Below are 11997 nucleotides of genomic sequence, written 5' to 3' on the forward strand. Positions count from 1 at the left end.
CTGGCAAACACCCCGCCCCCGCCGGCATCACGGGGGCGTCGCCAGACTAGCCGGTCGCCATCTGCTGGCCAAGCAGCCTCATGGCTTCCAGCATCCGCTGGTTGAAGCCCATGAAGCCTGCCCCCTGGGTCGCCCCGTCCTGACCCCGCGCCGCCAGCACGGTGGGCGTCAGCGCCTCCTGCTGGGAAGGGGGCAGCAGGGCGTCGGCCTGCTGCTGCAACCGGCTGAGCCTCGGCAGGTAGTCCGCCAGGGGCTTGAGGCTCTCCTGCAGAGAACTGGCCCCCTGGTAGGTCTGACTCAACTTGGCCGATTGCTTGAGCTTGAGGGAGTAGGAGACCAGCTGGCTGTCATCCAGTTGCAGCCCGTTCAGCCCGTCCGCCAGGGTCTTACCGTCGCCCCCCTTGAAGAACTGCCCGGCCAGCTCGTCCAGCCCCTTGACCAGGGTGCCGATGGCATCCATCTCAGCACTGTCGAGATCCCCCTCCAGGGAGAAGTCGAAGCTCTGGCTCGACTTGAGGCTGAACTGGCTGCCACCCCCATCGCTCTGGGACTTGAACTGCCAGCTGTCGCTGAAGCGCAGCATCACCTTGTCCCCATCCCGTGTCTCGATCTCGAGGAGGGCCTGCTGGCGGCTGGCCATCCTGGCATCCCCCAGATCCGTGGTCGACACCTTGCCAAAGAACTCCTTCTCGAACTCGTCGAGCCCCTTCTGGATCAGCTTGTAGCTCTGATCCATGCCGGTCTTGATGTCCTCGTTGTCCGCCCAGTCACCGAGCTGCTTCCTGGCGTCACCGAAGCCCTTGTCCACCCCCTTGCGGGCCTGCTCCATCATCTTGGTCAGGTCGTCGTCGGACTTGCCGTCGGCACGGGCCGCGCCAATCCGCCCGGTGACGAACTGCAACACGTTGTCCGCCACCGACTGGAAATCGAACAGGGTCTCCGGGGTGATCTCCTGCGGCTCCTGCACCTTGGGTGCCTTGTAGCCCTGGCCGTTGATCTCCAGCGCAAATTGCAGCGCCTGCTGGATCAGCACCTGGGCCCATTTCGGGGGCTTGTTCAGGGAGACCTCATCCCCCTTGTCCGCCGCTTTCGACTCCGTCTGTTGAGGCGATTTGGGAGAAATGCCCACTCCCTTGGGTTGGGCTGCGCCCATGCCATCAATTTGCATCATTACTCTCCCGCCTATAGTGGTGGATCGGTTATCGGCCCGACTGGCCACTTCTTGACCACAAAAAACTTGGACAATCCGCAACGGCCTTTTAAAATCCCCACCCTTTGGTTGGCTGCGGCCTTCCCCCGGTCTTTCCCCGGCTCAGCCCGGTGCATGCGAGGTATCCATGACTCAATCCCAGCCCTCTTCCGCCGACGCCCAGGGCAGACGGACTCCTGCCGACTACCAGACCCAGCTCGACGAGAAGCGCGATCGCCTCACCCAGCTGTTCGCCCCCTTCAATCCGCCCGCGCTGGAGCTGCACGCCTCTCCCGCCGAGCACTACCGGATGCGCGCCGAGTTCCGCATCTGGCACGAGGGGGATGACCTCTTCCACTGCATGTATGCACCGGCCACCAAGGAGATCATCCGGGTCGACAGCTTCCCCACCGCCAGCCTGCTCATCAACCGGCTGATGCCTGTGCTGCTGGCCGGGCTGCGCCCGCACCCCGTGCTGCGCAAGAAGCTGTTCCAGATCGACTACCTCTCTACCCAGTCCGGCCAGATCTGCGTCAGCCTGCTCTACCACCGCAAGCTGGAGAACGAGTGGCAGCCGGCCGCCGAGGCGCTGCAGGCCGACCTGCGTGCCAAGGGGTTCGAGCTGCAACTGATTGGCCGCGCCCACAAGCAGAAGATCTGCCTCGGGGATGACTTCGTCATCGAACGCCTGACCGTGCAGGGGCGCGAGCTGGTCTACAAACAGGTGGAAAACAGCTTCACCCAGCCCAACGCCGCCATCAACGAGCAGATGCTGGGCTGGGCCCTGGACGTGACCAAAGAGAGCGAGGGGGACCTGCTGGAGCTCTACTGCGGCAACGGCAACTTCTCCATCGCTCTGGCGCAGAACTTTCGCAAGGTGCTGGCCACCGAGATCGCCAAGCCGAGCGTGGACTCCGCCCAGTTCAACATCGCCGCCAACGGTGTCGACAACCTGATCATCCTGCGCATGTCGGCGGAGGAGTTCACCATGGCGATGCGCGGTGAGCGGGAGTTCAACCGCCTCAAGGGGGTCGATCTTGGCGCCTACCGGTGCAACACCATCTTCGTCGACCCGCCCCGGGCCGGTCTGGACGACGCCACCGTCAAGCTGGTGCAGGATTACGACAACATCCTCTACATCTCCTGCAACCCCGAGACACTGCAGGCCAACATGGCCGTGCTCGGTGAAACCCACGAGATCGCCCGCTTCGCCCTGTTCGACCAGTTCCCCTGGACCCACCACATGGAAGCCGGGGTGTACCTGAAGCGCAAGGGCGGCTGATCCGGGCTGTTCCCCGGCTGCTCCATGGCAGCCGGAGCCGCTATGGCCACTGAAGGGCGCGGATCCTGCCTCATCGCGCTGCCCCGACCCGCCACGGGACAAGTGGGGGCGGCCCGATACCAACCGATTCATCCTGTCCCCCCTTCTCCCCCGGGAGAAGGGGCAAAAACCCCCGCATTGATTAGTTATCCCGGTGCAGAGCGCGGACGCAGCCGTTATGCTGGCGACACGCCCACTCACGCCATGACCGGGGAACCACGCCACCATGCCACGCGTTCTGTTTGTTGAAGACGATCCCGAGATAGGCCAGCTCATCAGCAGCTGGCTCGGTCGCCACGACATCGAGGTGCTGCTGGAGACCCGGGGTGACCGGGCACTCGACAGGGCCCTGGCCGAGCAGCCGGATCTGGTGCTGCTCGACATCATGCTGCCGGGGCAGGATGGCCTCTCCCTGTGCCGGGATCTGCGCCCGCGCTTTGCCGGCCCCATCGTCATGCTCACCTCGCTCGACAGCGACATGAACCAGATCCTGAGCCTGGAGCTGGGGGCCAACGACTACATCCTCAAGACCACGCCCCCCCCGGTGCTGCTGGCCCGGCTACGAGTCCAATTCCGCCAGCAGGGGCAGAGCCAGCAGGCCGTGGTCCCCGCCGCCCCGCCCCAGCGCCTGCAGTTCGGCCGCCTCCAGATAGACGGCCCGGGTCGGGACGTGCGCCTCGATGGGGAGAGCATTCCCCTCTCCACCGCCGATTTCGACCTCCTGTGGGAGCTGGCCTGCCACGCGGGCCAGATCCTGGGGCGGGAGGCGCTGTTTCGCAGCCTGCGGGGGCGCGACTACGACGGCCAGGATCGCAGCATGGACGTGGCCATCTCCCGTCTGCGCCGCCGGCTCGGGGATGACAGCAACAACCCGACCCGCATCAAGACGGTGCGCCAAAAGGGTTATCTACTCGTACCCCAGGCCTGGGAATGAGCTGGTGTCTCACACGCCTGCACACCAGAAGCCAGGGAATGACAGCAACAACTCGCTCTGGATCAAGACGGTGCGCCAGAAAGGTTACCTGCTGGTGCCCCAGGCCTGGGAATAAGCCCCGCCGAATGACCTTGATGCACTCAGCGCCCTTCTCCCCTTGCGGGAGAAGGGTTGGGGATGAGGGGCAACAAGGCAATGTCCAGACGCAATCCAGGCAAGAGGAGAGCCCCGATGCGACGCCTGTTTATCCAGTTCTATCTGCTGCTGATAGGCTGCTTCACCCTCGCCATTCTGCTCATCGGGCTGGTCTATCAGGTCAGCGCCGAGCGGGCGGGGGACCGTTATCTGGAGCGGATGATGCAGGGCTCCCTCGGCCTGCTCACTGGCGAGCTGGCCCGGCTGCCGCCGGAACACTGGGCCACCCGCACCGGCGAGCAGAGCCGCCAGCTCAATCTGCCGCTGCAGATCGGCGTCCTCGCCAACCAGCCCCTGGCCAGCGAGGATCAGGCCTTCCTCGAGGCGGGCAACATCGTCATCGTCGAAGAGGATGACACCTTCCTGCAGCGCATCCCGAACACCGACAAGGTGCTGATCGTCGGCCCCGTCCCCTACCTCTCCTACCTGCACGAGCTGCACTGGGTGGACGTGGGGCTGCTGCTGCTCATCGGCCTTTCCCTCGGCCTGCCCATCCTGCTCTGGCTGCGCCCCCACTGGCGCGGCCTGCAACAGCTCGAACAGACCGCCCGCCGGGTCGGCGACGGGGATCTCTCCTGTCGCACCGGTTTGCCGCCCGGCAGCAGCCTGGGCCGGGTCGGCCGCACCTTCGACCAGATGGCGGAGCAGTTGCAGGCCATGCTGGCCAGTCGCAAGCAGTTGACCGACGCCATCGCCCACGAGCTGCGCTCCCCCCTGGTGCGGCTGCGCTATCGCCTCGCCATGCTGGCCGAGCCTCCCTCACCCGAGGAGCAGCAGGGACTGGAGCGGGACCTCGGCTCCCTCGATGCCCTCATCGAGGAGATGCTCACCTATGCCAGGCTCGATCGCCCCGAACTGCCGCTGCAATGCAGCGATCTGGAGCTCGGCAGCTGGGCCGGCAGCCGCCTGGCCGACTGGCAGGCCCTGCGACCGGACAAGCGGCTCGACTTCGTGCGCCCGGCCATGGCTCTGCCCTGGCGCGGCGACACCCGATTGCTGGACCGGGCGCTGGAGAACCTCATCGGCAACGCCCTGCGCCATGCCACCAGCCAGGCAAGCCTCTGCATAGCGCGACAGGGGGACGACTATCTGCTGGAGGTCGCCGACGATGGCCCCGGCATCGATCCCGCGCTGGCCCCGCAAATCTTCGAGCCCTTCGTGCGCCTGGATCAGAGCCGGGACAGACGCACCGGCGGCGCCGGGCTGGGGTTGGCCATCGTGCGCAGCATCGCCCACCACCACGGCGGCGAGGTGCAACTGCTGCCAAGCAGCAGCGGTGCCCGTTTCTGCCTGACCCTGCCCGTACATTTGGATACAAACCGTCACCAGTCGCTCACTGAACCGCAGGTCGAACAGCCCTAGGATGAAGTCATGGAGAAACGCTCCATGTCATCAAACCGAATGAGGAACTGGAATATGAACAAGCTGATCCCCCTGACTCTGGCCGCTGTCTTCGCCCTGACCTCCGGCTTCACCATGGCTGCCACCCCGACCAAGGCCGCCGCTCCCCACGCCACCCAGACCAAGGTCGTGAAAAAGCATCACAAGGCTGCCCACGCCAAGGCGCCGGCCGTCAAGGTTGCCCCCAAGACCAAGTAAGCCGCCCGCTTCCGCCATGAAAAAGGGGCCCCCGACAGGGGGCCCCTTCTGTTTTTTACGCGCTTGCCGTGACTCAACCCAGCATGTAATCCGCCGGCAGTTCGATGCGGGCCACCCCGGAGGCAACCGCCGCCAGTGCCACCGCACGGGCAACCCGCGGCAGCAGGCGGGCGTCCATGGGCTTGGGAATGACGTAGTCCTTGCCGAAGGCGAGTTCACTCACGCCAGCAGCGGTCAGCACCTCGGCGGGCACCGGCTCCTTGGCCAGAGCCCGGATCGCCTCCACTGCCGCAATCTTCATGGCATCGTTGATGCGGCTGGCACGGGCGTCGAGGGCGCCGCGGAAGATGAAGGGGAAGCAGAGCACGTTGTTGATCTGGTTCGGGTAGTCCGAGCGGCCGGTTCCCATGATGAGATCCCCGCGCACTCCGTGAGCCAGGGCAGGCTTGATCTCGGGGTCCGGGTTGGAACAGGCGAAGATCACCGGGTTGGGGGCCATCAGGGCCACCGCCTCGGCAGGCAGTACGTCCGGGCCGGAGACGCCGACGAAGACGTCAGCCCCGTCGATCACCTCCATCAGGGTACGCAGGGGGGTGTCGTTGGCGAAACGCTGCTTGTACTGGTTGAGATCGGTGCGGCCGCTGTGGATCACACCCTGGCGGTCCAGCATGAAGATGTTGTGCGGCGCAGCCCCGCACTTGATCAGCAGATCCATGCAGGCGGTGGCGGCGGCACCGGCGCCCATGCAGACGATGCGGCTGGTGCCAATCTCCTTGCCCTGTACTTCCAGCGCGTTGAGCAGCCCGGCGGCGGTGACGATGGCGGTACCGTGCTGGTCATCGTGGAACACCGGGATGTCGCAGCGGGCGATCAGCGCCTCTTCAATCTCGAAGCACTCGGGGGCCTTGATGTCTTCCAGGTTGATGCCGCCGAAGGTGTCGGCGATGGCGGCCACCGTATCGATGAACTGGGCGCTGGTCTCGTGCTTCACCTCGATGTCGATGGCGTCGATGCCGGCAAAGCGCTTGAACAGCAGGGCCTTGCCCTCCATCACCGGCTTGGAGGCCAGCGGGCCCAGATTGCCCAGCCCCAGGATGGCGGTGCCGTTGGAGATGACGGCCACCAGATTGCCCTTGCCGGTGTAGCGGTAGGCATCGGCCGGATTGGCGGCGATCTCGCGTACCGGTTCGGCAACGCCCGGGCTGTAGGCCAGCGCCAGATCGCGAGCGGTCTCGGCGGGCTTGGTGAGGGCGATGGCGATTTTGCCCGGAACGGGTTGGGCGTGGTAGTCGAGTGCTTGTTGGCGGAGATCGTGCTGCTGATCGGACATGGGGGACCCCGATACGGAAATGAATGAGTGATGCGTTGGCTCGCCAGCGGGCGAGGGCTGAGGATCATAAAGAAATCCCCCGCCCTTTCACAGCATAAAATATCGCTGGATAGCAATGACAGGCTAATCAGTAGCATGTCATGCCACCCAAAACTACCCAATTAGTTATAGATTCGATTTCAATCCATGACTGGAATGCCGGCTTTTGCCTCTGCCTGCCGGGCGATGGCCTCCGTCATCCCCTGGAAGATGAAGAGGTGAAACGGCAGCATGGCAAGCCAGTAGGCCAGCCCCCATGCCCCCTGCGGATGCCAGTGGGCCGTCACCCGCAGCCGGGTCAGGCCGGACTCCAGGGGCTGGATGTTGAACTCCAGCCGACCGACGCCGGGGGCCTTCATGTTGAACAGCAGATCCAGCCTGCGTCCTTCATCCACCCCGAGGATCTGCCAGGAGTCCAGCATGTCCCCCTTCACGAAGCGATCCGGGTTGGTGCGTCCCCGGGTCCGGGCCGGGCCGCCGATCAGATGATCCATCCATTCGCGCACCACCCACAGCTCGTTCATGTAGAAGTAGCGCTGCTCACCCCCCAGCTGCTGCAACACCTGCCACACCACCTCGGGGGCGGCGAGGCAATCCGCCTCCCCGCTGGCGGTGCGGTCGTAGAAGCCATACTCGGGATGACGCCAGCGCAGACCAAGGGGCGTCTCCTCCCCGTGCTGCTCGGCACCGAGCCTCTGCTCCAGCGCCAGGCTCTCCGCCAGCGCCTCATCGAAGCTGAGCAGATGCTGGGGCAGCAGGGCGCGCAAGGGGCCGTCATCCGCCGGGATGTCGTGCTTGAGCCCCCCCACCAGCGCCTTGGCGATGGGCTGGGGAACCGAGGTGGCGAACTGCAGCCACCAGGCGGAGAGCCGGGGGCTCAAAAAGGGGATCGGAATGATGGGGCAGCGTTTGCCGATATGGGCGGCGAATTTCTGGAGCTGCCGCTGGTAGCTGAGCAGCTCGGGGCCCGCCGCATTGAAGATCTGGCCATCCACCCCGTCGGCTTCCACCAGCCCGCCCAGATAGTGCAAGAGGTTGGAGAGGGCGATGGGGGGCGTGCGGGAACGCACCCACTTGGGCGTCACCATCATGGGCAGGTTGTACACCAGATCCCGCATCACCTCGAACGCCGCCGAGCCGGGGCCTATGATGATGCCGGCACGCAGCTCTACCGTGGGTACCCCTGCGCTGCGAAACAGCTCCCCACAGTAGCGCCGGGAGTTGAGGTGGCGACTGTTGCAGGGCTCGGGCTGGATGGCGCCGAGATAGACGATGCGGCGCACCCCGGCGGCACGGGCGGCAGCAGCGAAGTTCTTCACTCCCTGCTGCTCCAGCCGGTGAAAACCGGCCCCCGCCCCCATGGCGTGTACCAGATAGAAGACGGTGTCGACCCCCGCCAGCGCAGGGGGCAGAGTGGCAGGCTTGAGGCTGTCGGCGAGGCGAAACGCCACCCCCTCCGGCAGACGGCAGGGACGACGGGCCCCGGCGATGACCCTGTACCCCAGACCCTGCAGATGGGGCACCAGGTAGGATCCTATGTACCCGGCAGCTCCCATCACCAGACATGTACGCATCGGCTCTTCTCCCTTGGTTGAGCCAACACCATAGGGCAAAGCGGGGAATTACAGAATGGCGGCCAATAAAAAAGGCACCCGATGGGCGCCTTTTTCAGAATTCTTCAGAAGCAAGATTACTTCTTGGAGGTCAAGCCACCGAAACGCTTGTTGAACTTGTCTACGCGGCCGCCGCTAGAAACTTCTTTCTGCTTGCCGGTGTAGAACGGGTGGCACTCGGAGCACACGTCCAGGTTCAGATCTTTACCGATGGTAGAGAAGGTGTTGATGACGTTACCGCAAGAGCACTTGGCGGTGATGGCTACGTAGTCAGGATGGATACCAGCTTTCATGGACAACCTCAATTATCAGGCCGTGTCGCCATCCGATCTCTTGTCGGACACCACACGATTGTTGAACACAGTTTCAAAGGCTGCGAATAATATAGGAAACGCCTGAGATCAGGCAAGTGGCTTCGCAGAAAAAATAGGCAACCCCTGGTGAATTCTTCCCAAACGCTGGATCTGGTTCGTGTGGCTGTGCCGGTGCCGTTACGCCGTCATTTCGACTATCTCTCTCCCCTGCCCTTGCCTGCCCCCGGTTGCCGGGTCGAGATCCCGTTCGGCCCGCAGACCCTGGTCGGTCTGGTGGTGGATCACCCGACCGAGAGCCAGGTCCCCCGCAACAAATTAAAGCCCTTGAAGAGGGTGCTCGACAGCGCCCCCGTGCTGGGGCCCGACATCCTGGCGCTGATGGCCTGGAGCGCCGGTTACTACCAGCATCCGCTGGGGGAAGTGCTGCCCCATGCCCTGCCGGTGCTGGTGCGCAAGGGGGAGCCCGCCGCCTATCGGGAGCTGGAGTTCTGGTTTGCTACCGATGCGGGCATGGCCATCGACCTCAACGAGCTCAAGCGGGCGGCCAAGCAGCAGCAGGCCCTCGCCTTGCTGCGCAAGGGGCCGCAGACCCCCTCCGCCCTCAAACAGGAGGAGATCCAGAGCGCGGCCCTCACCGCGCTGGAGAAGAAGGGACTGCTGGAGAAGCGCTCGCTGGAGCCGAGCCATGATGGCGACTGGGCCACCCGCTTCGAGCCGGGTGAGGGGCTGCGCCTCAACGGCGAGCAGGCGCTGGCGGTGGCCGCCGTCACCAGCCAGAGCAACAAGTTCGGTGCCTTCCTGCTGGACGGCATCACGGGCTCCGGCAAGACCGAGGTTTACCTCAGCATCCTCGAGCCCCTGCTCAAGGCGGGCAAGCAGGCGCTGGTGATGGTGCCGGAAATCGGCCTCACCCCCCAGACCATCAACCGCTTTCGCCGCCGCTTCAACGTGCCCGTGGTGGCGATGAACTCCGCCATGAACGACAGGGAGCGGCTCGATGCCTGGCTGGCCTGCCGCGACGGTGGTGCCGCCATTCTGATCGGCACCCGATCCGCGGTGTTCACGCCGTTCAAGGACCTCGGCATCATCATCATCGACGAGGAGCACGACGGCTCCTTCAAGCAACAGGACGGCTTTCGCTACCACGCCCGGGATCTGGCGGTGATGCGGGCCCATCGCGCCGGCATTCCCATCCTGCTTGGATCTGCCACCCCGTCGCTGGAGACGCTGCACAACGCCCGTAGCGGCAAGTATCACCACCTCAGCCTGACCCGGCGCGCCGGCAACGCCCAGACCGCTCGCCAGGTGATCCTCGACATCAAGAACGCGCGGCTGCAGGCCGGGCTCTCCCCCCAGCTGGAGCAGCTGATGGCCGAACACCTGGCGGCGGGCAACCAGGTGATGCTGTTTCTCAACCGCCGGGGCTATGCGCCGGCACTCATCTGCCACCAGTGCGGCTGGAGTGCCGCCTGCGAGCGCTGTGACGCCTGGTACACCTGGCACCAGGCCGGTCGGCGGCTGCACTGCCACCACTGCGACAGCGTGCGCCCGCTGCCCCACCACTGTCCCGAGTGTGGCAGCAACGAGCTCATCGGCTCCGGGGTCGGCACCGAACAGCTGGAGCAGCTGCTCGGCACCGTGTTCCCGCAATATCCGGTGGTGCGCATCGACCGGGACAACACCCGCCGCAAGGGGGAACTCGAAACCCACCTCGGCGACATCAAGGCGGGCAAGTACAAGATCCTGATCGGCACCCAGATGCTGGCCAAGGGCCACCACTTCCCGGACGTGACGCTAGTGGGCCTGCTGGATGTGGATGGCGCCCTGTTCAGCGCCGATTTTCGCGCTGCCGAGAAACTGGCCCAGCTCTACACCCAGGTGGCGGGCCGGGCTGGTCGTGCCAGCAAACCCGGGTTGGTGGTGCTGCAGAGCCACCATCCCGAACACGCCCTGCTGCAGGATCTGACCCAGAACGGCTATGGCCACTTCGCCGACACGGCGCTGAAAGAGCGCCGCCTGCTGGGGCTGCCACCGTTCAGCCATCAGGGGCTGTTTCGGGCCGAGGCCAACGGCCGCGACGAGGTACAGCTGTTCCTCAGTCGCCTCGCCGATACCCTGCGCAGCGCCCGCTATCCCCAGGTGCAGGTGCTGGGGCCCATCAGCGGCTTCATGGAGCGCAAGGCGGGCAAGTTTCGCATGCAGCTACTGGTGCAGGGGCCCAGCCGGGCACCGCTGGCCCAGTTGCTCGACTGGGCAGTGAAGGAGCTGGAGGGGTGGCACGAGACCAAGCGGGTGCGCTGGAGTCTGGATATCGACCCCACGGAACTGAACTAGCGCGGCTCTGCCAGCACGGCCTCCGCCAACACCCTGGCCTGTTCCAAAGCCAGGGGCTGCTGATAGCTGTGGGCCATCACCACGGCCCCTTCCAGCAGCAGGCATAATCCGGTGGCCTGCACCTCGGTGCATTCGAGGGCCTCCCTGACCCAGTTCAGCAACGCCCGCTTGTGGGCCACCACCAGCTTGCGCACCGGATGGCGAGGATCGGAGAACTCGGCGCTCGCGTTGATGAAGTTGCAGCCGTAGAAGTCACTGCGACCAAACCAGTCCGCAAAGCCATCGAGCAGCGCCAGCAACCTGGCCTCCCGCCCCGACACCCCATCCATCCTGGCATCGAGCAGGGCAAAGAACTCCGCATCCCGCGCCATGAGCACGGCTTCGATCAAGGCATCCTTGGTGGGGAAGTGGCGATAGAGGGTACGTTTGGTACTGCCCGCCTCGGCCCAGATGCGATCGATGCCTGTGGCGTGAAAGCCGTGACGATTGAACAGCCGATAGGCTGTCGTCATCAGCTGTTGCCGTTTGTCGCTCATGGTGACTTTCCTCTTGAAGTACACCGATCTGTCTACCTAATGTCGCAGGCTGGATCAAGTGATCCGGCACAGACAAGGAGACAGGAGATGGAAACAAGACGATGGCGAAGTGCCTGGCTGGCAGGGCTCGGTGCCTGCCTGGCCATAATGTTGCTCGGCTGGCTGGACATGAGCTGGCAGTCGACCCTGTTGATGGCACCGTTCGGGGCAAGCTGTGTGCTGCTCTTCTCCCTGCCGGACAGTCCGCTGGCCCGTCCGCAGAACGTGCTGGGAGGCCACCTGTTATCGGCCACCGTGGGGTTGGTGGTGCAATTGCTACCGCTACCGATGGAACTCAAGCTGGCGCTGGGTGTGGGCCTGTCCATTGCACTCATGCAGGGACTGGGGCTGATCCACCCCCCTGCCGGAGCCAATCCACTGTTGATCCTGCTCACCACCCAGTCCTGGCCTTTCCTCTGGCAAACAGTGCTACCCGGCGCCTTGCTGCTGATCATGGTGAGTCATTGCGCCAGGCGGCTGCAAACGTCACGGCTCACACCCACATAAACAACGAGGGGGCCTTGGCCCCCTCGTTGTTTAATAGCAAGGCAAAG

At 64.7% G+C, this 11997-nt stretch carries 11 protein-coding genes; 6 read left to right on the top strand and 5 right to left on the bottom strand.

All coding sequences use genetic code 11. From position 1 onward, the window contains the following. Positions 1 to 46: 46 nt before the first annotated feature. Complete coding sequence (locus tag C3F36_RS09450; protein WP_104454968.1) at positions 47 to 1168, bottom strand: DUF5610 domain-containing protein; 1122 nt, start codon at positions 1166 to 1168, stop codon at positions 47 to 49. A 169-nt stretch (positions 1169 to 1337) separates the two neighbouring features. Between C3F36_RS09450 and trmA the strand changes: the two genes are divergently transcribed. The 4 genes from trmA to C3F36_RS09475 all read left to right on the top strand — a co-directional run bounded on the left by trmA (position 1338) and on the right by C3F36_RS09475 (position 5238). After that, entirely contained in the window at positions 1338 to 2471 is a 1134-nt protein-coding gene (trmA, locus tag C3F36_RS09455) for a tRNA (uridine(54)-C5)-methyltransferase TrmA (RefSeq protein ID WP_052815783.1), read from the top strand. Between the two features lie 265 nt (positions 2472 to 2736). Beyond that, the gene (rstA, locus tag C3F36_RS09460; RefSeq protein ID WP_010676073.1) at positions 2737 to 3444 is read left to right on the top strand and encodes a two-component system response regulator RstA; all 708 of its coding nucleotides are present in this window, start codon (positions 2737 to 2739) and stop codon (positions 3442 to 3444) included. 231 nt (positions 3445 to 3675) lie between these two features. Continuing rightward, entirely contained in the window at positions 3676 to 5001 is a 1326-nt protein-coding gene (rstB, locus tag C3F36_RS09470; RefSeq protein WP_104454969.1) for a two-component system sensor histidine kinase RstB, read from the top strand. A 54-nt stretch (positions 5002 to 5055) separates the two neighbouring features. Continuing rightward, positions 5056 to 5238 carry a hypothetical protein gene (locus C3F36_RS09475; protein WP_010676075.1) on the top strand — a complete coding sequence of 61 codons (183 nt, stop codon included), beginning with the start codon at positions 5056 to 5058 and terminating at the stop codon, positions 5236 to 5238. A gap of 73 nt (positions 5239 to 5311) precedes the next feature. Here the strand turns inward: C3F36_RS09475 and C3F36_RS09480 are convergent, their stop codons facing one another. The 3 genes from C3F36_RS09480 to rpmE form a co-directional block, all read right to left on the bottom strand. Then, complete coding sequence (locus tag C3F36_RS09480) at positions 5312 to 6568, bottom strand: malic enzyme-like NAD(P)-binding protein (RefSeq protein ID WP_103243917.1); 1257 nt, start codon at positions 6566 to 6568, stop codon at positions 5312 to 5314. A gap of 179 nt (positions 6569 to 6747) precedes the next feature. Further along, a complete protein-coding gene (locus tag C3F36_RS09485) occupies positions 6748 to 8181 on the bottom strand; it encodes a DUF2867 domain-containing protein (protein WP_104454971.1) in 1434 nt (477 codons plus the stop codon). 116 nt (positions 8182 to 8297) lie between these two features. Next, the gene (rpmE, locus tag C3F36_RS09490; protein WP_010676078.1) at positions 8298 to 8513 is read right to left on the bottom strand and encodes a 50S ribosomal protein L31; all 216 of its coding nucleotides are present in this window, start codon (positions 8511 to 8513) and stop codon (positions 8298 to 8300) included. Positions 8514 to 8660: 147 nt separating this feature from the next. Here rpmE and priA point away from each other — a divergent pair, with 147 nt between their 5' ends. Next, a complete protein-coding gene (gene priA, locus C3F36_RS09495) occupies positions 8661 to 10868 on the top strand; it encodes a primosomal protein N' (RefSeq protein WP_104454972.1) in 2208 nt (735 codons plus the stop codon). Here the strand turns inward: priA and C3F36_RS09500 are convergent. Beyond that, complete coding sequence (locus C3F36_RS09500) at positions 10865 to 11404, bottom strand: TetR/AcrR family transcriptional regulator (protein WP_039039676.1); 540 nt, start codon at positions 11402 to 11404, stop codon at positions 10865 to 10867. The genes priA and C3F36_RS09500 overlap by 4 nt on opposite strands. Before the next feature lie 87 nt (positions 11405 to 11491). On the opposite strand from C3F36_RS09500, the gene C3F36_RS09505 reads away from it, so the two are divergent. Further along, on the top strand, positions 11492 to 11950 hold the full coding sequence (locus C3F36_RS09505; protein ID WP_010676081.1) for an HPP family protein: 459 nt from the start codon (positions 11492 to 11494) through the stop codon (positions 11948 to 11950). The last annotated feature ends 47 nt before the right edge of the window (positions 11951 to 11997 follow it).

Source organism: Aeromonas sp. ASNIH2, assembly GCF_002934795.1.
GTDB classification, from domain to species: domain Bacteria; phylum Pseudomonadota; class Gammaproteobacteria; order Enterobacterales; family Aeromonadaceae; genus Aeromonas; species Aeromonas caviae.